The 20,525-nt window shown below is 72.1% G+C and carries 18 protein-coding genes and 1 pseudogene; 10 read left to right on the top strand and 9 right to left on the bottom strand.

Features of this window, described 5'->3' with window-relative positions:
* Nucleotides 1-88: 88 nt before the first annotated feature.
* Together Aiant_RS44900 and Aiant_RS44895 are read left to right on the top strand one after the other, a co-directional pair.
* Entirely contained in the window at nt 89-904 is an 816-nt protein-coding gene (locus Aiant_RS44900) for an SAM-dependent methyltransferase (RefSeq protein WP_229831206.1), read from the top strand.
* Nucleotides 861-1,376, top strand: coding sequence for a GNAT family N-acetyltransferase (locus tag Aiant_RS44895; RefSeq protein WP_189335413.1), 516 nt, complete (start codon nt 861-863; stop codon nt 1,374-1,376). The genes Aiant_RS44900 and Aiant_RS44895 overlap by 44 nt, the downstream gene beginning before the upstream one ends.
* Here Aiant_RS44895 and Aiant_RS44890 read toward each other — a convergent pair.
* Nucleotides 1,357-4,272: an ATP-binding protein gene (locus Aiant_RS44890; protein WP_189335414.1), complete on the bottom strand. Its 2,916-nt coding sequence runs from the start codon at nt 4,270-4,272 to the stop codon at nt 1,357-1,359. The genes Aiant_RS44895 and Aiant_RS44890 overlap by 20 nt on opposite strands.
* A gap of 155 nt (nt 4,273-4,427) precedes the next feature.
* On the opposite strand from Aiant_RS44890, the gene Aiant_RS44885 reads away from it, so the two are divergent.
* Both Aiant_RS44885 and Aiant_RS44880 read left to right on the top strand, forming a co-directional pair.
* Nucleotides 4,428-5,573, top strand: coding sequence for an SGNH/GDSL hydrolase family protein (locus Aiant_RS44885; protein WP_189335415.1), 1,146 nt, complete (start codon nt 4,428-4,430; stop codon nt 5,571-5,573).
* Between the two features lies 1 nt (nt 5,574).
* Complete coding sequence (locus Aiant_RS44880) at nt 5,575-7,074, top strand: FAD-dependent oxidoreductase (RefSeq protein ID WP_189335416.1); 1,500 nt, start codon at nt 5,575-5,577, stop codon at nt 7,072-7,074.
* An 86-nt stretch (nt 7,075-7,160) separates the two neighbouring features.
* Here Aiant_RS44880 and Aiant_RS44875 read toward each other — a convergent pair whose 3' ends face one another.
* The 3 genes from Aiant_RS44875 to Aiant_RS44865 form a co-directional block, all read right to left on the bottom strand.
* A complete protein-coding gene (locus Aiant_RS44875; protein ID WP_189335417.1) occupies nt 7,161-7,535 on the bottom strand; it encodes a YciI family protein in 375 nt (124 codons plus the stop codon).
* A 119-nt stretch (nt 7,536-7,654) separates the two neighbouring features.
* Nucleotides 7,655-7,927 carry a hypothetical protein gene (locus Aiant_RS44870; RefSeq protein ID WP_189335418.1) on the bottom strand — a complete coding sequence of 91 codons (273 nt, stop codon included), beginning with the start codon at nt 7,925-7,927 and terminating at the stop codon, nt 7,655-7,657.
* Nucleotides 7,928-8,018: 91 nt separating this feature from the next.
* Complete coding sequence (locus Aiant_RS44865) at nt 8,019-8,567, bottom strand: hypothetical protein (protein ID WP_189335419.1); 549 nt, start codon at nt 8,565-8,567, stop codon at nt 8,019-8,021.
* A gap of 93 nt (nt 8,568-8,660) precedes the next feature.
* Between Aiant_RS44865 and Aiant_RS44860 the strand changes: the two genes are divergently transcribed.
* Nucleotides 8,661-9,764, top strand: a complete 1,104-nt coding sequence (locus tag Aiant_RS44860) for an NAD(P)-binding domain-containing protein (protein ID WP_189335420.1) — start codon at nt 8,661-8,663, stop codon at nt 9,762-9,764.
* A 168-nt stretch (nt 9,765-9,932) separates the two neighbouring features.
* Here Aiant_RS44860 and Aiant_RS46395 read toward each other — a convergent pair.
* Together Aiant_RS46395 and Aiant_RS44850 are read right to left on the bottom strand one after the other, a co-directional pair.
* Nucleotides 9,933-10,109, bottom strand: a pseudogene (locus Aiant_RS46395) (AAA family ATPase); the annotation flags it as partial.
* 140 nt (nt 10,110-10,249) lie between these two features.
* A complete protein-coding gene (locus Aiant_RS44850; protein ID WP_189335421.1) occupies nt 10,250-11,131 on the bottom strand; it encodes a LysR family transcriptional regulator in 882 nt (293 codons plus the stop codon).
* An 82-nt stretch (nt 11,132-11,213) separates the two neighbouring features.
* On the opposite strand from Aiant_RS44850, the gene Aiant_RS44845 reads away from it, so the two are divergent.
* Both Aiant_RS44845 and Aiant_RS44840 read left to right on the top strand, forming a co-directional pair.
* Nucleotides 11,214-12,524, top strand: a complete 1,311-nt coding sequence (locus Aiant_RS44845; RefSeq protein ID WP_189335422.1) for an aspartate aminotransferase family protein — start codon at nt 11,214-11,216, stop codon at nt 12,522-12,524.
* 80 nt (nt 12,525-12,604) lie between these two features.
* Complete coding sequence (locus Aiant_RS44840) at nt 12,605-14,014, top strand: FG-GAP repeat domain-containing protein (RefSeq protein ID WP_229831208.1); 1,410 nt, start codon at nt 12,605-12,607, stop codon at nt 14,012-14,014.
* 9 nt (nt 14,015-14,023) lie between these two features.
* Here the strand turns inward: Aiant_RS44840 and Aiant_RS44835 are convergent, their stop codons facing one another.
* From Aiant_RS44835 to Aiant_RS44825, 3 genes are read right to left on the bottom strand one after another with little or no spacing between them, the layout of a single operon-like run.
* Complete coding sequence (locus Aiant_RS44835; protein ID WP_189335424.1) at nt 14,024-15,496, bottom strand: carboxylesterase/lipase family protein; 1,473 nt, start codon at nt 15,494-15,496, stop codon at nt 14,024-14,026.
* A gap of 13 nt (nt 15,497-15,509) precedes the next feature.
* The gene (locus tag Aiant_RS44830; RefSeq protein WP_189335425.1) at nt 15,510-16,100 is read right to left on the bottom strand and encodes a hypothetical protein; all 591 of its coding nucleotides are present in this window, start codon (nt 16,098-16,100) and stop codon (nt 15,510-15,512) included.
* Nucleotides 16,101-16,119: 19 nt separating this feature from the next.
* Nucleotides 16,120-17,253 carry an FAD-dependent oxidoreductase gene (locus Aiant_RS44825; protein ID WP_189335426.1) on the bottom strand — a complete coding sequence of 378 codons (1,134 nt, stop codon included), beginning with the start codon at nt 17,251-17,253 and terminating at the stop codon, nt 16,120-16,122.
* A gap of 30 nt (nt 17,254-17,283) precedes the next feature.
* On the opposite strand from Aiant_RS44825, the gene Aiant_RS44820 reads away from it, so the two are divergent.
* The 3 genes from Aiant_RS44820 to Aiant_RS44810 all read left to right on the top strand — a co-directional run bounded on the left by Aiant_RS44820 (nt 17,284) and on the right by Aiant_RS44810 (nt 20,480).
* Nucleotides 17,284-18,012 carry a TetR/AcrR family transcriptional regulator C-terminal domain-containing protein gene (locus Aiant_RS44820; RefSeq protein ID WP_189335427.1) on the top strand — a complete coding sequence of 243 codons (729 nt, stop codon included), beginning with the start codon at nt 17,284-17,286 and terminating at the stop codon, nt 18,010-18,012.
* Nucleotides 18,013-18,073: 61 nt separating this feature from the next.
* Nucleotides 18,074-18,913, top strand: a complete 840-nt coding sequence (locus Aiant_RS44815) for a maleylpyruvate isomerase N-terminal domain-containing protein (RefSeq protein ID WP_189335428.1) — start codon at nt 18,074-18,076, stop codon at nt 18,911-18,913.
* Between the two features lie 121 nt (nt 18,914-19,034).
* Nucleotides 19,035-20,480 carry a methyl-accepting chemotaxis protein gene (locus Aiant_RS44810; RefSeq protein WP_189335429.1) on the top strand — a complete coding sequence of 482 codons (1,446 nt, stop codon included), beginning with the start codon at nt 19,035-19,037 and terminating at the stop codon, nt 20,478-20,480.
* Nucleotides 20,481-20,525 lie beyond the last annotated feature (45 nt).

Genomic DNA, 20,525 nt, shown 5'->3' with positions numbered 1-20,525 from the left:
GGTCCCCTCTCCGATCGGTCATACCCATGCAGACGGTCGGGACCGTGCAAACTCGACGGTGCCCGAAGCGCGTGCGATGATCCACCGGGTGACGGATCTGCAAACCCATCGCCCGCACCCGGCCCGGGTCTACGACTATCTGCTCGGCGGCAAGGACAATTTCGCGGCCGACCGCGAGGCGGCCGAGCGGGGGCTGAAGGCGAACCCGGACAGCCGGATCCCGCCCCGGGAGAACAGGTTGTTCCTGCGCCGGGCGGTGCGATTCCTGGCCGAGCAGGGCATCGACCAGTTCCTCGACATCGGCACCGGGATCCCGAGCGCGCCGAATGTCCACCACGTGGCGCAGGACATCAATTCCCGGGCGCGGATCGTTTACGTCGACAATGACCCGATCGTGCTGGCACACGCCCGCGCGTTGCTGACCAGTCACCCGGACGGCAAAACGGATTACATCGACGCGGATCTGCGCGACGTCGACGCGATCCTGGACGCGGTCAGGCGCAGCGGCACGCTCGACCTGAATCGCCCGGTCGGCCTGCTGCTGATCGCGATCCTGCATTTCCTCGGTGACGAGGACGACCCGTGGGGGATCGTCGAGCGTCTTCTCGCGGCGCTGCCGGCCGGCAGCTATCTTGTCCTGTCGCACCTGACCGGCGATTTCCGGCCGGAGGCGTGGGAGAAGGTGGCAGAGGTCTACCGCAACCAGGGCGTCACCATGAGGGTCCGCTCCCGGGCCGAGATCGAGCGCTTCCTCACCGGTCTGGACCTGGTCGAGCCGGGGTTGCGGATCGTCCCGGCGTGGCGGCCCGACCTGGGTGAACCCACCGAGCCGGCGCCGTCGGACGCGCAGGTCTCCGTCTATGGGGCGGTGGCACGTTATCGTCCTGCGGGTGCGGATAAGTGAGATCACCGCGGCTGACTGGCCGCAGGTCTGGGCGATCATCCACGAGGTGATCCAGGCCCGGGAAACCTTTCCCTACGACCCGGAGATGACGGAGGACCAGGCGCGCCCGATGTGGCTCGAGACGCCGCCCGGCCGGACCGTCGTCGCGGTCGCCGACGGACGTGTTCTCGGCACCGCGAAAATGGGCCCCAACCGTCCCGGCCCGGGATCGCACATCGCCACCGCGAGCTTCATGGTGGCCGCCGATTCGCGCGGGAAAGGCGTCGGCACCGCCCTTTGCCGGGACGCCCTCGACTGGGCCGCGGGTGCCGGTTACGCGGGCATGCAGTTCAATGCGGTGGTCGCGTCGAACCGGTCGGCCGTCGAGCTCTACCAGCGGCTCGGTTTCGAGGTTCTCGGCACCGTGCCGGAGGCGTTCGAGCATCCCACTCTCGGCCGGGTCGGCTTACACCTCATGTATGTGAGGTTCTGAGGCGGGTCACGGCATTCTGCGCCGACAGGTTCCAGCCTTTTGCGTACGCCGTACCGAAATCGTCCTCACCCAGAGCGGCCCGTGCGCGCGCCGCGATCGCCACGCCCCGCGGGTCGCTGCGGTCGTGCGCACCCCGCAGCCGGGCCGCGACACCCAGCAGCACGGCGGCCTCGTGCTGCCGTCCGCGTGCCTGCGCCAGCCCGGCCCCGCCGATCGCCACCACCGCCAGGATCGGCAGGTCCCGGGCGGCCACCCCGGCCGCGTACGCCTCCCGCAACGCCTCCTCCGCACCGCGCAGGTCACCCTGCTCCAGCCGGAGCGAAGCCCGGACGCTGCCGACCAGCGTCCGGGCATGGTTGCCGGACAACCCGGTGGCCGCGGGCAGCCCCCGGTCGGCGTCGTCGAGCAGTTCCCGCGCCCGATCCAGGTCACCCGACCACAGCCGGAACTCGGCCTCCCGGGTGTCCAGCAGCACCAGCATCTCCGCCGACGCCGCCCGGGCCGCCCGGTCCCGTGCCGCCTCGATCGTCGCGGCGGCCAGCCCGGCCTCGCCGCGCCGCACGTGCAGGTCGATCCACCGCAGGTCGCTGTACACCTGATCGCCGAGGCCGACCGTGCCGAACTCGGCGGCGAGCTTCCGGGCGTCGCGCAGATCGGCCAGCACACCGTCCAGGTCGCCGTCGTACTGCCGCAGCTGGGCACGCATCGGCAGCGCGGCGGCCTGCCCCCAGCGGTCGCCCGCCCGCCGGAAGCAGGCCAGCGCCGCGTCCACGGCGGCGCGCATCCGGTCGAGGTCACCCACGTTCTCCGCGATCTGCGCCTGGAACAGCCGGGCCAGGCCGGCCGGCCACGGGTCGCCACCGCCGGCCAGGTGCTCGAAGATCGCCAGCGCGGCCGCGTCCTCGTCCAGGAACGCGAGCAGGACCGGGCCGAACACCCGGAAGGGACTGGGCAGTTCCGGACTCGCGACCAGCAGGTCGGCCAGCTCCCGCATCCGCGCCCGGTCGGCCGCGTCGCTGGTCGCCGCCCGGTGCAGCAGGTGCATCGCCTCGGCGCAGGCCCGTTCGGGCGTCGGCTCGCCACCGGGCACCGCCAGCGCCGCACCCAGCCAATACGTCGCGTCCTGGTCGCGTCCGAGCAGATGCCAGTACCAGCACAGCCGCAGCGCGAGTCGGACCGCCCCGGCGCGGTCGCCGGTGTCGCAGCGCCGGCGCAGGGCGGCGAGCGCGTTGTCGTACTCGGCGGTGATCACCCGCATGGCCGCCAGCTGGCCGGGCCCGCGCAACCGCGGATCGCACCGGTCCATCAGCCCGGTGACGTAGTCGGCGGCCAGGTCCCGGACCGCGCCCGGATCGGCCGTCCGCCCGACGGCGTACTCACGAATCGTCTCCAGCATCCGGTAGCGATCCGAACCGGACACCAGCTGCACCAGCGACCTGTCGACGAGGCTTGCCAGCACCTGCGGGACCTCGGCCGGGGGCACTCCGGCGCCGGCGCAGACCGCCGTGGCCGAGGCCGCTGTCACGCCGCCCGGCAGGACCGCGATCCGCTCCGCGACGGTACGTTCGTCGTCGCTCAGCAGCTGCCAGCTCCACTCGATCACCGCCCGCAGCGTCCGGTGCCGGGCCGGGCCGTCGTCATCGCCGCCGAGCGGGTCCCACCGATCGGCCAGCTCATCCGGGGACACCGTGCGCAACCGGGCAGCGGCCAGCTCCAGGGCGAGCGGCAGCCCGTCCAGGCTCCGCACCACCCGCACGATCCCGGGCGCCGTCTTTCGATCAAGAGCAAATTCCGGACGTACGGCCACCGCACGCTCGAGGAACAGTCGGACCGCCGCGGCCCGTCGCGCCTCGTCGACGTCGGCGCCCGGATCGGGGAGCCCGAGCGGGCCGAGCGGGACGAGGGCCTCGCCGCCGATCGCCAGCGGCTCGCGGCTGGTGGCCAGCACGCGTACCCGGGGACAGCGGGTCAGCAGGCCCTCGACCAGCGCGGCGACCGCGTCGACGAGGTGCTCGCAGTTGTCCACGACGAGCAGGCTCTCCCGGCCGCCGAGCCGTTCGACCAGGAGGTCCAGGTCGCCGGTCGCGGCGCGAGGCCGGGCCTCGAAGACGGCCGGGCCGCGCAGTCCGATCGCGGCGAGTACGGCGGTGCCGAGTTTGACGGGTTCGGTGGTCGAGGTCAGGTCGACGAGCCACGCCCCGTCGCGATAGCCCTGCCGGAGGCGGTGGGCGGCCTCGACGGCGAGCCTGGTCTTGCCGGCGCCACCGGGACCGACGACGGTCACCAGGCGTCCGGTGCTGAGCAGCCGGCCGATCCGGTCCAGGTCGTCGTCACGTCCGACGAAGCTGGTCATCGGCACGGGCAGGCCCTCGCCGTCCAAGGCCCGCTCGATCTCGGCGAGATCGGCGGCCACCTCGAGCGACAGCTGGGTGAGACGGGTGGCGACAGCGGGGGCGGCCATCGCGACGGTGTCCGGTTCGGAACCCGGGCGCTCGCTCCACAGCCTCAGGGCCTCGCCGAGCGCGGCGGCCGCGCCGCGCGGATCGCCGGCGTGCCATCGGCGCCGGCCCGCGGCGGCCAGCCGCTCGAACCGCAGCACGTCCACGTCGGCTGGGTCCACGGCCAGGCGGTAGCCGCCGTCCGTCCGGGTGACGTCGCCTGCGGCGCCGAGCGTGCGGCGCAGGCGGGAGACGAGAGCTTGCAGTGCGTGGGCGGGGTCGCCGGGCGGCGTCTCGGGCCAGATCGCGCCGATCAGGGTGCCCGGGGCGACCGGGTGGCCGGCGGCGAGCGCCAGACGTACCAGAAGCGTCTTCAACCGTGACCCGGCAACGGTCCGGTCCGTGTCGCCGCGAGAAACCCGCAAACCGCCGAACAGCGTGATCCGCAGCCGATCCATCCCGTGATCCTCGCAAACCAGCGCCGTGACAGCGCCGTGTGAGCGGCGCGCGCCAGTCTTCGGGCACGGCGATGCGCCGCTTCCGGAACGGCGACAAGCCGCCTCCGGGCCGGTGACGGGCCGCTCGAGCATGACCACGAACCATGGAGGTACCGATGACGGGGACGAACGGTCCGGACCGATGGGTCCGGACGTGGGGTGCCGCACCTCAGGCGCCCGGTGCGGCGGTTGCCGCTCTCGAGCCGTTCGCCGACGCGACGCTGCGCCAGGTGGTGCGGGTCAGCGGCGGCGGCCGGGCGGTGCGGGTGCGCTTCACCAACGAGTACGGGACCGCGCCGCTGACCATCGGCGCGGCACGGGCCGGCGACCGGGCGCTGACCTTCGCCGGCCGGCAGTCCGCGACGGTGCCGGTCGGCGCGCCGCTGCTGAGCGATCCGGTGGACCTGGCGGTGCCGGCTCTCGCCCGGCTGACGATCAGCGCCTACCTGCCGGGCCGGGTGGAGAGCTGCACCGGGCACGGGCGGCCGGTCGAGGCGAGCTGGCTGATCCCGGGCGACGCCGTCGCCGCCCGGGACCTGCCGGGGAATGCGGTGCCGCTGCCGGTCCGGGCCCTGATCTCGGCGGTGGACGTGATCCCGGACGGCCCCGCCGAGGCCGTCGTTGTGCTCGGTGACTCGATCGCCGACGGGTTCGGCTCGGCGCCGGACGCCGACCGCAGCTGGCCGGACCGGCTGGCCGAGCGACTCACCGGCGTCTGCGTGGTCAACCAGGGGATCAGCGGGAACCGGCTGCTGAACGAGGGGCACGGGGACGCCGCGCCGGCCCGGTTCGACCGGGACGTGCTGGCCACGCCGGGACTCGGTTACCTGGTGGTGGCGATCGGGCTGGGCGACATCGGGATCTCCTATGCGCCGCGTGACGCGGACGGGCCGCCGGCCGAGTTCCTGACGATGTTCCCCGGGGCGCCGGTGACGGCGGACGACCTGATCGCGGGGTACCGGCAGCTGATCGCCCGGGCGCGGGACCGCGGAGTCATGGTCTACGGCGCGACGCTCACGCCGTACGGAAGGGATGAGATGTTCTCGATGGACGGCGAACGCGTGCGGCAGGCGGTCAACGACTGGATCCGCACCGGTGGCGCCTTCGACGCGGTGCTGGACTTCGACGCGGTGTGGCGCGATCGGGAGCGGCCGAGCCGGGTCATCGACGGTTTTCACGCGGGGGACGTGCACGGCAGCGACGCGGGGTATCGCGCGCTGGCCGACTCCATCGACCTGGCACTGTTCGCGAAGGGGATCTGACATGCACGACGTGGTGATCGTGGGAGCCGGGCCGGTCGGGCTGTTCCTCGCCGGCGAGCTGGCCCTGGCCGGGTGCTCGGTGCTGGTGCTCGAACGGGAGGCGGAGCCGCACAGCCCGTGGCGGGTGATGCCGCTCGGCATGCGGGGGCTGTCCGCCGGGTCGGTCGAGGCGTTCTACCGGCGGGGGATGCTGGAGTCGCTGATGCCGGAGGCCTCGTTCGCGCCGGACGCCGCGGCTCCGCCGCCGCGGGCCGTGGGGCACTTCGCCGGCATGATGCTCGATCCGGGTGTGATCGATGCCGGGGCGCTGCGGTACCGGCTGCCCAGCCCGGCGCTCGAAGGCATGATGACCAGCCTTGATGCGGTCGAGACGGTGCTCGCCGAGCGGGCCGTGAAGCTCGGGGTGCAGATCCGGCGGGGGATCACGGTCACCGGCGTCGAGCAGGCCGGCGACGGTGTGCTCGCCCGGGCCGGGGAGCAGGTCTTCCCGGCGCGCTGGCTGGTCGGCTGCGACGGCGGGCGCAGTGCCGTGCGGCGGCTCGCGGGGTTCGACTTCGCCGGCACGCAAGCGCAGTTCACCGGCTACATCGCGCACGTCGACATCGACGACCTGGAGAAGCTGCGTCCCGGGTTCAACCTGACTCCGGAGGGGATGTACCTGCGGATGTTCGTGCCGGGGCACATCGGGATCATGGACTTCGACGGGGGCGCGTACGACCGGACGCAGCCGCCGGGCGCGGAGCATCTCCAGGAGGTGCTGCGCCGGGTCTCCGGGACCGACGTGACGGTGACCGGGGTGCGGCTGGCGTCGAGCTTCACGGACCGGGCGAAGCAGGCGAGCGCGTACCGGCGGGGTCGGGTGCTGCTGGCCGGGGACGCGGCGCACATCCACTCGCCGCTCGGCGGGCAGGGGCTCAACCTCGGGATCGGCGACGCGATGAACCTGGGCTGGAAACTCGCGTCGGTGGTCCGGGGGAGCGCAGCGGAGGGGCTGCTCGACAGCTACACGGCGGAGCGGCACCCGGTCGGGGCGCGGGTCCTGGACTGGTCCCGGGCGCAGGTGGCGGTGATGCGGCCGGACCCGTATGCGCCCGCCCTGCAAGCCCTGGTGCGCGACCTGCTCGGCACCGGAGAAGGAACCACCTATGTGTACGAGCGGCTGAACGGCACGTCGCTCCGCTACGACCTCGGCGACGATCGGCCGCTGGTCGGCCGCAACGCGCCGGACCTGCGTCTCGCGGACGGCACCGCGCTCGGTGACCTGCTGCGGGAAGGGCTCGGGGTGGTGCTGGACTTCAGCGGCGACCGGGCCCTGCACGCGGCGGCGGGCCGCTGGCCGAGCCGCATCCGCTATGTGGCCGGACCGGCGCGCGACGACCTGGGGCTGCGGGCCGTGCTGGTCCGCCCGGACGGGTTCGTCGCCTGGATCGCCGAGAACGACTCGGATCGGGCGGCGTTCGAGAAGTCGGCCGGCCGCTGGTTCGGCAGCCCGGAGAGATGAGATCCGCTCGTCAGGAGTGCCGGCCGGCAGCCGCTTCGCATCGCGGCTGCCGGCCTCGGCGCGCTGTCACGGCGCCGGCCGGGAGGTCACCAGTTCCGGCCGGCCTTGCGGAACATCTCGTCCTGCACCGGGTCGGGCAGGATCTCCCGGACCTCCTGCGCACAGCGGCAGCTCGCGGCGATCTTGGCGGCCCACTTCAGGGCCTCCTCGCGGGTGGCCACCTCGAGCACCGCGAAACCGCCGATGACCTCCTTGGTCTCCGGGTACGGCCCGTCGGTGACGATGCCGTCGGTGGCCACGATGGCGGCCTGCTGGCGTTCGAGCCCGGCGCCGTAGACCCAGACGCCGGCGTCCATGGCCTCCTGACACACCGCATGCGCCGCTTCCGCCACGTCGCCCATCTCGTCGGCGGCGATGTGGTCCATCGCGCCGTCGTTGAACGACACCAAGTACCGGGCCATGATGACTCCCTCGTCTCGGCGGCTCCGTCGACCGCCTCTCACCTGTCCTACGAACGCCGTGCCCCGGATCCGACACCGGGCCGGAACAATTCTCGCGGGGTCTGCGCCGGACCGGCGGTTCACTCGCCGTGCGTCGGAATGCTGAGCGCGCCGACGACGGCGGCGACGGTGAGCAGGAGATCGGCGAGGATCAGTCGCTGTGCGCGTTCCGTCCGGCCCTCGGACGAGGTCGCGATGGACAGCAGGCCGCACACCACTGCGGCACCCGCGACGAGGACCGCCAGTCCGGCCAGGATCCGGCTGCCGACCTCGAAGACGGTGATGAGCAGGGCGAGGAACCCGACGTAGCCGGCCGGAAGGAGCAGCAGGGCGGCGCCGACACCGAAGGCCACCGTCTGATAAGTGCGCTCTCGCCGGGTCGCTGGTGGCTGATCGGGGTCCGGGGGAGGACCGGGATGGGCGCTCATCGAGCAAGTCTATGGGTCAGGCGCCGTGTTGGGCGTGGGTGGCGAGGTCGCGGGCGAGGCGGACGTGGGGGATGGACCAGAGGATGAGGGTCCGGGAGGGTTCGGCGGACCAGACGCGGAAGCCGTAGCGGCGGTCGGTGGTGAAAGCGTCGGTGATGCCGGGGAAGGCGCCGAAGGCGAGGTTGCCGGAGCCGTCGGACTGTTCGGTGATGACCGGGGGTGGCAGGGAGGTGAGGTATGCGGTGGTGAGGCGAGTGCCGGACCAGCCGCGGTGGATGAGGAGGCGGCTTGTGGTGATCGTGTAGCGGGTCCGGCGTGAGGCGACGGCGCGGATGATGAAGCGGGCGAAGACGAGGTAGAGGCCGGCGAGCACGAAGAGCAGGCCCCAGAGGGCGAAGAGGGCCGGGCCGCCGCTGAGCACGATGCCGGCTTCCCAGTACACGACGATGCCGCACCAGACGAGACTGAGCGGGATCAGGAAGACGTCGGTGGCGCGGAACAGCAGGTGTCGCACCGGGCGGCCCTCCCAGAGGACGCCCTCACCTGGCAAGAGATCGGTCTCCACGAATTCATCATGATCTCGGCCCGCCCGGGTGTCGAGGCGTTAGGTCGGCCACTTGTGATCGCTGACGTGTCAACTACTTCGTAGTGTTGAGGGATGAGTGGTGGTCGGGCGACGGTGGTGGTCATCGGTGCTGGTCAGGCGGGACTGTCGGCGGGCTACCACCTGAAGCGGCGGGGCTTCGCCGGCGCGCTGCCGGTCGCCGCGGGCACGGGCGGGGACCGGACGTTTGTGGTCCTGGACTCCGGGGACGGGCCCGGGGGAGCGTGGCGGCATCGGTGGGAGTCGTTGCGGATGGGTACGGTCAACGGGATCTTCGACCTGCCCCGGTTTCCCCGGCCGGCCGTTGATCCGTCAGAGCCCAGCCGGACGGCGGTGCCGCGGTACTTCGCGGAATTCGAGCGGGTCGCCGCGTTGCCGATAATGCGGCCGGTGACGGTTCTGGCCGTACGGAAAACGGGTTTTGATCTTGTGGTGGAGACGGACCGCGGGGAGTGGGTGGCTCGGGCGGTGGTCAATGCGACCGGGACCTGGGGGAATCCGGTTCTGCCGCATTATCCCGGGCAGGGGAGTTTTGCCGGGCGGCAGCTGCACACGCGGGATTACGTTTCGGCGGAGGAGTTCTCGGGGCTTCGGGTGGCGGTTGTCGGGGGCGGGATTTCCGCGGTTCAGCTTTTGGAGGAGATTTCCCGGGTGGCGACCACTTTCTGGTACACGCGGCGGGAGCCGGTCTTCCGGGAGGACGGCTTCGAGCCGGAGGTGGCGGGGCGGGAGACGATCGCCAAGGTGGTCGCGGATGTCGAGGCGGGACGGCCTACCGGGAGTGTCGTTTCCTACACCGGGCTCGCCTGGACGGATTACGCGCTGGCGGCCAAGCGGCGTGGGGCGCTGGAGCGACGGCCGATGTTCGCCCGGATCGAGCCGCACGGGGTTCGGGAGGTGGACGGCTCATTCACCGAGGTTGACGTGATCCTGTGGGCCACCGGATTCAAGGCGGCGCTGGGACATCTGGATCCGCTGGGCTTGCGGAACGAGCAGGGTGGCATTCGGATGACCGGGACGCAGGTGGCCGGGGAGCCGCGGGTGCATCTGATCGGATTCGGTCCGTCGCAGTCGACGGTGGGAGCGAACCGGGCCGGGCGGGAGGCGGTCGGCGCCCTCGTGAAGTACCTCGACTCGAGCATGGTGACCTCGGTTTAGTACTGCAACCCGATGTCGTTGCGTACGGCGGTTCGAGTCGTTTGCGGCAGTGACGGGCTCGGGCTTGTTGCCGGCGTCGGCGGCGGTAGTGGGACCGGTGCCAGAGGCGCCGGCAGATACAACTCCCGGTCGATCAGCGCCGGCCGGCACCGGATAGCCGCCTAGCAGCGATTCGCTGGACCGGGTGGCAAACCGGAAGTTGCGGCTTCCGCCCTCGGGGTTGAACCCGGTCGCCACGGCGACGGCCTCCAGCAGCGTCGACTTGCCTGAGCCGTTGTCGCCGATCAGGAATGTAGCGCCGGGGGCCAGGTCCAGCCCACCCGCGGCCCGAAGCCCGGCAACCACTGGCAGGTCGAACGGGTAGGCGGCCGTGTCGACGCCATCCGCGGTTGCCGCCGCGTCGTCGACCCTGATGTGCCGCACGAACCAACCGCCGGGCTCTCGTCCGGAGCCGCCGAAGCTCACGCAGCTGTCCTGGGCGGGCGTCAGGTCCGCAGGGCTGTGAGGACCGCGGCGACTTCCGGGCGGGACACCGTGGGGCGGCGGACGGCCGCGGTGATGCGGCGGGACACCGGCGGGCTCAGCGGGCGCGTGGTGACCTGGTAGGCCGGGTCGATGGCCAGGCTGGGGAGCAGGGTCACCGACCAGCCCCGCTCCACGTGGCGCAGGGCGAGCAGGTAGTTGTTGAAGCGGCAGATGACCGTCGGCTCGAAGCCGGCTTCGCGGCACAGGCGGGTGGCCAGTTCGGACATGTAGGAACCGGTCATGTCGAAGGTCCAGCGCTGGTCGGCGCAGGCCTTGAGGTCGACGGCCTCGCAGGCGGCCAGGGGATGGCCGGCGGGCAGCACCAGGACGATGGTGTCCTCGGTGATCGGGACCAGGTCCAGGGCCGGATCGAGTTCGGCGCCGGTGAAATCGGTCGTGGTGATGATGACGTCTACGTCGCCGCGGCGCAGGGCCGGCATGCTGTCGTGCGGCTCCAGTTCGACCAGGGTCACGGTGAGATCCGGGTGGCGCTCGGCGAGACGGGCGACGGCGGGGACGGCCAGGGTGTGGATCGCGCTCTGGAAGGCGGCCAGGGTGACCGTGCCGACCGGCTCGTCGGCGAGACCGCGCAGCTCGGCCTCGGTGGCGTCCATGGCGGCCAGGATCTCGCGGGCGCGGGCCGCGAGCAGGACACCGGCCGCGGTGAGCCGGACCCGGCGGCCGGTGCGTTCCAGCAGGACGGCACGCGTCTCCCGTTCCAGCGTCGCGAGCTGCTGGGAGACGGCGGAAGCGCTAAGGTTGGCGTGCTGGGCCACCGCTCGCACGGTGCCGTACGTCGCCAGGTCGGCCAGCAGTCGCAACCGCCATGGGTTCAGGGCCATGGGCGTACTGTAAAGCGTTTCTTAACAGCCACGTCGGAAACGTGTGCTGGACCTGATGCTCGGGAGTTTCTAGCGTCGGGGCATGACTGATGCGTTCTGGAGCGATGCCGACCGCCATCTGATCCGCTACTCCGGGGCGGGCAGTTTCGTTCCGGAGATCATCGAGCGGGCCGAGGGCAGCTTCGTTCATACCGCGGACGGACGGAGACTGCTCGATTTCACGTCCGGGCAGATGAGTGCGATTCTCGGGCACTCACATCCGGCGGTGGTGGCGACGATTCAGCGGCAGGCGGCGACGCTCGACCATCTGTTCAGCGGAATGCTGTGCCGGCCGGTGGTCCACCTGGCCCGGCGGATCGCGGCGTCGTTGCCGGAGCCGTTGGAGAAGGTGCTGTTGCTGACCACCGGGGCCGAGTCGAACGAGGCGGCGATCCGGATGGCGAAACTGGTCACCGGCGGGCACGAGATCGTGTCGTTCGGGCGGTCGTGGCACGGGATGACGCAGGCGGCGGCGGGCGCGACCTACAGCGCGGGGCGTAAGGGCTATGGGCCGGCGGCGGCCGGGAACTTCGCCATTCCGACGCCGAACAGCTATCGGCCGGACTTCACCACGGCGGACGGGGAACTGGATTGGCGGCGGCAGCTGGATTACGCGTTCGACCTTTTCGACGCGCAGTCGGTGGGCAGTTTCGCCGGGTGCATCGTGGAGCCGATTCTCAGTTCGGGCGGGGTGATCGAGCTGCCGGAGGGGTATCTGGCGGCGCTGCGGGACAAGTGTCACGAGCGGGGTGGGCTGCTCATTCTGGACGAGGCGCAGACGGGGCTCTGTCGTACCGGGAATTGGTATGCCTTTGAACGCGACGGCGTGGTGCCGGACATTCTCACGCTGTCGAAGACGCTCGGCGCCGGGCTGCCGCTCGCCGCGGTGGTGACCAGCGCGGAGATCGAACGGGTCGCGCACGAGCGGGGCTTCCTGTTCTTCACGACGCACGTGTCGGACCCGCTGGTGGCGGCGGTCGGCAACACCGTCCTGGACGTCCTCGAGGCGGAGAACCTGGACCGGCGGGCGGCGGAGCTGGGGGCGTACCTGCACAAGGGACTGCGGGAGCTGGCCGCCCGGCACGAGGTGATCGGGGACGTGCGCGGGCGAGGGCTGCTGGTCGGTCTCGAACTGGTGCTGGACCGCGACACCAAGAAGCCGGCCGACGAGCTGGGATCGATCGTCACCCGTCGCTGCCTGGAGGGCGGGCTGCACATGAACGTGGTGCAGCTGCCCGGCATGGGCGGGGTGTTCCGGATCGCGCCGCCGTTGACGGCGACGCCCGCCGAACTCGATCTGGGCATCGAGATCTTGGACCGTGCCCTGAGCCTTTCGCGCCTCGCGGCCGTATGAAAGATTAGGACCGCACGTTCGACGGCCTGGGGGAGGTCTGACGCGACATGGCTGGTGCCGCATCGCGATGGGTTCTGGCGTTGGTACTCGGTTCCGGCGCGGTGTTCGCTGCCGCGCCCGCGCAGGCGGCGCCGGTGGCCAGCGCCTCGTGCGCGATCGGGGCCGTGAGCGCGGCGGATCGAGCGATCGCCGGCCAGTTGAAGCCGGCGATGAACGGGCGGCGGCTCGGGTCGTCGGTCAGCGGCCGGGCCATCGCGTGCGCGCGGGTCATCGTCGCGGTCGTGCAGCAGCGCAAGCTGGGACAGCGGGCCGCGCTGATCGCCATGACGACGGCGGTCGCGGAGAGCGAGCTGACCAACCAGATCATCGCCACCGACCATGACAGCCTCGGGCTGTTCCAGCAGCGGGCGTCGCAGGGGTGGGGACGCCCGGATCAGCTGGTGGACCCGGTCTACGCGACGAACAAGTTCCTCGACTCGATGATCCGCAAATATCCGCACGGCAGCTGGATGAGCGGGGACATCGGGGCGATCTGTCAGAAGGTGCAGATCTCGGCGCGGCCGGCGGCGTACTCGCCGGAGATCCACGACGCGGCGCTGATCGTGGGCGCGGTGTGGTCCCGTCCGGCGGTGGCCCCGCCGGCGTCGTCCACCACCACCGCTCCGGCGGGGCCGTTCCAGCGGACGCTGACCACGGCCCAGGTGCAGATGGCGGGGTTGGAGGGGCGGCACGCGCTCGCGATGGCGGACTGGAACGCGGACGGCAAGCCGGACCTGATGGTGGTGACCGGGGCGGGCGCCGCCACCGGGCGGACCGAGGTCCGGATCATCGACGGGGCGTCGAACTTCCTGTCGCTGCTGCTGGTGACGGCCACCGCGCTGGGGCCGACGGACGAGCGGCACGACTACGCGTTCACGGACTTCAACGGCGACAAGAAGCCGGACCTGGTGCTGACGCAGCGGTCGGGGACGGCCAGTGGGCGTACCGAGATCCGCATCGTCGACGGGGCTTCCAGCTTCCAGAAAATTCTGCTGGACACGGCTACCGGGCTCGGGGCCACCGACGAGAAGTACCAGTTCGCGGTGGCGGACTGGAACGCGGACGGACGGGCCGACCTGGTGGCGGCGCAGACGGCCGGGACCCGCAGTGGGAAGGTCGAGGTGCAGGTCCTGGACGGGGCTTCGAACTTCCAGCAGGTGGCGCCGGTGGTGGTCAGCGGCGCGCCGGCCGGGGACGGGATCCGGGTCGCGGTCGCGGACTGGAACGCCGACAAGCGGGCCGACCTGGTGACCCTGCAGAAGGGAAGTGTCCGGGCCTGGGACGGGGCTTCGGCGCTGACGCGGTCGCTGACCCAGGCCTCGGTGGCCGCCGACGGCAAGGAACTCGTGGTCACCGAGTGGAACGCGGACGGGCATCCGGATCTGGCGGCGGTGACGCCTGCCGGCGGCGCCGGTGGCCTGGCCGAGGTGTCGATCCTCGGCGGTCAGTGAGCCACCGGGTCACCTCGGGGTGAGCGGCGCGAACGAGTGCTGCCGCCAGAGCAGGTGGGAGGCCTGCTCCGGGTACGCGGTGACGGCGCACTCGACGTCGAAGATCTGGGTCCGGCGCTGATCGGCGTCGTAGGCCGGCCAGCCCGGGTCGCCGTGTGTCGCGAAGCGGGTCCAGGCGGCCCGCATCCGCGCTGACAGGGCGACGGCGTCGTCGCCCGGCTCGCCGCCGATCAGCAGGGCCGGCTGGCCGCTGGTGAGATTGCCGAACACGAGCGGGACGTCCAGGCCGTGGCAGGCGCCGAGGATGCCGCCCATGCCCGGGGCGGGCCAGGTCAACTCGTACAGAAAAGCGGTGCCGCCGGCCGCGACCTGCGCGTCGGCCAGATGCACGCTGGGCATCCGGAACAGCCAGTCCGAGTGGACCAGCTCGTAGAGCCGGTCGGGACCGGCGTCCGGGTACGCCTCCCGATAACGCCGGGCGCCGTCCGGACCGGGCGCGAGGATGTCCAGGGCGGTCGCCGCCTGCTCCGCCGTCACCTGCCCGAGCAGGCCGGTCATCGCGCTGAACAGCCGCTGCTCGTCCCGGGTGTGCCCGGTGAGCAGCACGACGTCCCGCGCCGCGCCCGCCGCCAGGGCCTGCCACGGCGTCTGCGGCAGGACGTCACCGTCGACGATCGGCGCGAACCCGATCGTCCGGTAGCCGGCCGCGCCCCAGCGGTCCACCTGCCGGCCCGCCACCTCCTCGCCCGCCATCGCCAGCAGGGCCGGGTCCACCTCGGCGAGATCCGCGACCGTGGGACGCAGGGAGAGCTCGGCAGCGCAGACGGTCGCGATGTCGGCGGCGAGCTCGCGGGAGAAGAACGTGCCGGGCACGCTCTGCGCGGCGGCGGCGCGGAACAGCCCGGCCGCCCTGGGCATGGCGAGCAGGGCGGCGACCGACCCGCCGCCGGCCGACTCCCCGAAGATCGTCACCCGGTCCGGGTCACCGCCGAACGCGGCGATGTTGTCCCGCACCCACTCCAGCGCGGCGACCTGGTCGAGCAGGCCGCGGTTGTCCGGCGCGCCGGTCAGGTGCGCGAAGCCCTCCGCGCCGAGCCGGTAGTTGAAGGTCACCAGGACCACGGTGCTGTCCCGGGCGAGCCGGCCGCCGTCGTACTCGGGCCGGCCGGACGTGCCGATCAGGTAGCCGCCGCCGTGGATCCAGACCAGCACCGGGAGCTTCGCCGCCGGGTCGGGGGCGGGCGACCAGACGTTGACGGTCAGCCAGTCGCCGGTGTCCGTCCCCGGGGTCTCGCCGCTCTGCGGCACCGGCGGCCCGAACGCCTCCGCCGGCCGCACGCCGTCCCAGCCCGCCGCCGGGCGCGGCGCGGCGAACCGGTTGGCCCCGACCGGCGGCGTCGCGTAGGGGATGCCGCGGAACACCGTCAGCCCGGACTCGTTGCGACCGCGGACCACGCCCGTCGCCACTCGCACCTCTGTCACAGCGGAATCCTCGTCAGCGCAGGCTGCGCCGGCTGTCGAGCAGCTGACGCATCCGGTCCGGGTTCGACCCGCTCTGTCCCCACAGGACGTTCGTCAGCACGGCCGGGGCGGTGTTGATCACCACGAGCACGGGTTGCTGCTCGAGCCCGTGCGTCTGCTGCGCCGCCTCCAGCATCTGCCGCAGCACCTCGCCACCGCCGGCGGTGGCCAGCGAGGCGACGGTGGCGTGCGGCGGCCAGGGGTGACAGACCGGGTGCGGGGTCCCGGCCTCGCCGGTCGGGTCCACGGCGAGCAGGGTCTGACTGGCGGCCAGCAGCAGCAACCTGGCCGGCGGGTCCGACTGCGCGTGCAGCATGGTGAAACACGTCTCGGCCAGACAGGCCGGATTCTTCCCGATCTGGTCGGCCCACTCGACGATCGTGTCCACGATGGCGTCCACCGCCACCACGATCAGATGCGCGGGGTGGTCCTGCACGTAGGGCATCAGCGACGTCGCCGCCTGCGCCGACCGCAACGAGTCCTCGGTGAGCCGCCCCTCGACGATCTCCCACAACGCCCGCCAGGCCGAGCCGGTCCGCTGATCCGGCTGAAGTCGCAAAGTCATGCCCCCAGTCTCATACCCATCAATCGACGGACGCGTCCGGGGTCGGCTCGGCGGCCCGCGGGGTGAAGAAGCGGACGATGTCCGCGGCCGCGGTGGGGGACAGCATCATCGCCTGGATCCGCGCCGACATCTCCGCGATCGGAAGGATCCTGGCGAACATCGCGTCCTCATAGGTCCGGATCGCCGAGTCCGGATCGGTGGGATCGGCGGCGAGGGCGGCGGCGAGCTCGGCCGCGTCGAGCATGGCCTGGTTGGCGCCCTCGCCGACCGGTGGCATGAGGTGGGCGGCGTCCCCGATCAGGGTCACGTCCGGCCGGTGGGCCCACTGGGTGCCGGTGGGCATCGCCTCGATCCGGCGCGGTGCCGGCGGGCCGTCGCCGGCGGTGATGAGAGCGGTGAGTCTCGGATCCCAGCCCTCGAACATCGCCAGCACGGCATCCTTGTGGCGGAGACTCTCCGGGTCGCCGACGTCCGGCGGCAGGGAGATCCCGACCCGGATGCTGCCGTCGGCGAGGCGTTGCGCCGCCAGGATCCGGCGCACGCCCATGCACCACAGGTTGCCCGGGCCGACCAGCTCGGCGAGCTCCGGGTGGCGCCGGTCGGCGTCGGTGACGGTCAGCTCCACCAGGGTGCCGATGGCGACCGGGGTGGTGTCGGTCAGCAGCGCGCGGACCACCGAGCGGGCGCCGTCCGCCCCGATCAGGACGTCACAGCCGGCGCGGAGCCCGCCCTCGAACGTCAGGGCGAAGCCGCCGCCCGGCCGGGGCGTCGCCGCGGCGAGCCGATGCTGCCACCGGACGGTGCCGGCCGGGAGGGAGCCGAGCAGCAGGTCGCGCAGCACGCTCCGGTCGATCTCCGGGCGACCGGAGAAGTCACCGGGCCGGGGCAGGTGGTGCACGAGGGTGCGTCCGGCCGGGTCGAGGATGCGGTGCTCCTCGCCCTCCGGGCGCGCCTCGGAGCGGAACCGGCCGGTGAGGCCCGCGTCGGCCAGGGCCTGCTGTCCCGACTCGGGGTGCAGGTCGAGCATGCCGCCCTGTGCCCGGGCGGACCGATCGGTCTCGCGCTCGTAGACCACCGCGTCGATGCCGTGCAGGTGCAGGATCCGGGCCAGCGTGAGGCCGCCGAGGCCACCGCCGACGATCGCGAGGTGCATGGAACGACTCCTTACCGTACGCTGTACCTTATGGATACGCCGTACGGTAGCGCACCGCTACCCGTCTGGGAACGTCCCGAGCCCCAGCCCCGGGCCGCCCCGGTGCCGCTGAGCCGGGCGAAGATCGCCGCTGCCGCGATCCGGCTGGCCGACGAGCACGGCCTCGACGGGCTGTCCGTTCGCAAGATCGCCAAGGAGCTCGGGGTCGGGCCGATGCGGCTCTACGACTACGTGCTCAACCGGTCGGAGCTGCTCGATCTGATGGTGGACGCCGTCTATGCCCGGATCGCCGAGGGCGACGAGCAGGCCTCCTGGCGCGACACGGTGCTGGCCATCGTGCATCGCACCCGGGAGGCTGCCCTGGCGCACGAGTGGTTCGCCGACCTGCTGGGCGCGCGGCCGCACCTGGGGCCGCACGCCATGGCCGTGGGGGAGGCGACGGCGGCGGCGTTGAGCCAGGCGCCCGCGGTGCGGAGCATCGACGACCTCCAGCGGGCGCTGGGAGGTCTCAGCGCGTTCGTCGTGGGCGCGCTCCGCCGCGAGATCACCGAACGGCGTACCGCCCGCTCGACCGGCACCGATGTGACGGCCTGGCAGGCTGCGCTCGGGCCGTACCTGCGCCGGATGCTGGACACCGGCAGGTATCCGACGGTGGCCCGGCTCGTGGTGGAGGGCGCCCACCTCGACGCGGAGGAGACGTTCCACCACAACGTGACCACCGTCCTGGACGGCATCACCGGCCACCGAGCCCAGCCGTGAGGTCTCATTTCTGCCCGGAGTGATGATGCGCGCCACGGGCTCGTCCCGCATCATCCCCAGGATGATCGTCGAGCCGGAACGGGACGCGCTGCGCGCCGCCCTGGAGCGGGAGAGTCGCCGCCTGGTCGACCGGGTCCGGTTCGCCCCTGACCTGGACGGCCGGGCACCGGGGCTGGACTGGACCGCCGGCCAGCTGGTCGCGCACCTCTGCGTGATCTACCGGGCCTTCGCGCTGACCCTGCGTGGCGCCGATCTCGATCCGGAGATCGTCGCGAACCTGGGCACCGGTGACACCCTGCTGGAGATGGTCGCCTCGACGAACGCTCGCGCGGTGACGGTGATCTCGTTCCCCGGGCCCCGCGAGGCCGCCGACGGGCTGCGCGAATGTGCGGACGAGCTGCTCGCGGCCCTGGACGCGGAGGTGGACTTCCGATCACCTCGGCCCACGCCGTGGTACGGGGCCGGCGTCACGCGGACGGCCGGCACCCTCGCCGCTCTCACCGTCAGCGAGAGTGTCGTGCACGGCTACGACATCGCGCGAGCCTTGCGGACCCGGCCGTGGCTCGACGAAAGCTCGGCCGCCTCGGCCGCGCCGACGGTGATGAGCGAGATGCTGCCGCTGCTCGTCGATCCGGCCGCGGCCGGTTTCACCGGAAGCTTCGAGATGCGCATCCGCCGGGCGCCGCGATTCGTGATCCAGCTGGAGGCCGGACGGGCCCGGAGCCTTCCGGCCGGTGACGTCGAGCCCGACTGCGTGCTGTCCCTGTCCGGGTGCGACGCGCTCCTGGTCGGCTTCCACCGCCGCAGCCTGTGGCGAGCGATCGCCGGCGGCGGCGCGTTCGCCACCGGCCGCCGCCCGTGGCTCGGCCTGCGTTTCCCGTCCCTGTTCCAGCTGCCCTAGAGGCACCACCGTTGAGGCGGCGACGGAAGCGTGAGATAGGGCACGTCGCGAGCGCTCAGCAGACTTCGAAAGCGGCCGATGAGGATGCCGTTCGAGTAGTCGGGTGATGAGGGATATTGCTGTGACCGGCATTGAGGATCGGCGCGACGCGTCGATCGTGGCCGACGATTCGGTGTTGATCCGCCGGATCCACATCTTTGTAAGGGTCAGCGCCGCGTCGCTGGGTGTGGCGGCGGTCATCGTCGCCGCTCGTGACTTGTGGCTGCTGGCCGCAATGTATTCCCTGCTTGTCGTGGCCGATGTGGTCTTCCTCCGGTGGCTGCGGCCGCGGGGGCACGACACCGGACGCGCAGCGACGATCTTCGTCTGGTTCTATGCCGTGAAGCTCGGCGCTGTGGCGCTGCTGCCGGCCACGCCGGTACCCGGTGAGGGTGGCACCCGCAGCATGGTGGTGATGCTGCTGCCGCTGCTGGCCGGTCAGTTCGCGTCGCCCCGGGCGGCCCGGGCCTGGACGGCGGTCAGCGCCGCCATGCTCGTCGCGGTGGGTGGCCTGTACGACGACTTACGCCTGGCCGACCCGGGCGAATTGGCGACCTTGGCGCTGCGAGTCATCGTGCTGGCCGTGATCTACCTGGTGTCGAGCGGTTCGTGGGCGGCGTTGTCGGCTCACCGGGAGCAGGCTGTCGCAGCGGGCGCGGAGGCCGAACGGCAGCGTGACATCGCTGACCGCCTGGCCCGCGCCTTGGGGCAGCACGCCGCCCGGATCGCCGGACGCAGCCGGCGTCTCGTCGAACAAAACAAGGGCCTGGCCGCCTCGGCCGCCGAACAGGCCCAGGCGTTGATGCTGCTGACCGATGCGTTGCAGCAGTTGCGCGAGGTCAGCGATGCCATGGACACCACGGCCGGGCACGCCATGCGGCTCGCTTCCGACGCCGGCACCGCCGCGGACCACAGCCGTGACGGGCTGACCCAGCTCGCCGCGTCGATGCGGTCCATCCAGGACAGCTCCACCGCCACGATGCGAGTCATCGGCCAGATCGGCGCGGTGGCCGCGCAGACCACGCTGCTGTCGTTCAACGCGACCATCGAGGCCGCGCGCGCCGGGGACGCCGGGCAGGGGTTCGCGGTCGTGGCCGACGAGGTGCGGCAGCTGTCCGCCCGCGCCGGCGAAGCGGCGAGCAGCAGCTCCGCCCAGGTCGGCGACACGATCGAGCGCATCCACGACGGTGCCGCCGCCGGCGACCGGCTGACCGGCAGTGTCACCACCGTCACGCAGCAGCTGACCACGATCGCCGACACGCTGCGCGGGATGGGCGAGCAGTTCGAGGAGCAGCGGCGCGGAATCGGCAACCTGGTCGAGCTGAGCGCCGCCATGGGCACGGCGACCGGCGGGTTCGTCGAGCACACGCAGCGCTCCGACGCCGCGGCGCAGCAACTGCTGGCCGACACCACCGCACTGATCCGCGATCTGCAGACCGCCACCGATATCACGATCGACGTGGCTGAGGAGCAACCGGCAGCCGCGCCGGTGCCGCGTGACGCCGCGGTCCTGGATTGGCAGCTGTAGCGCTCACGAGGTGGCGCCAGGCGCCACGCGATTCGGCGGGGACGG

The organism is Actinoplanes ianthinogenes (assembly GCF_018324205.1).
Classification (GTDB): domain Bacteria; phylum Actinomycetota; class Actinomycetes; order Mycobacteriales; family Micromonosporaceae; genus Actinoplanes; species Actinoplanes ianthinogenes.
Note: the sequence above shows the minus strand (reverse complement) of the source record. Positions and strands in the feature narration are given on the sequence as shown.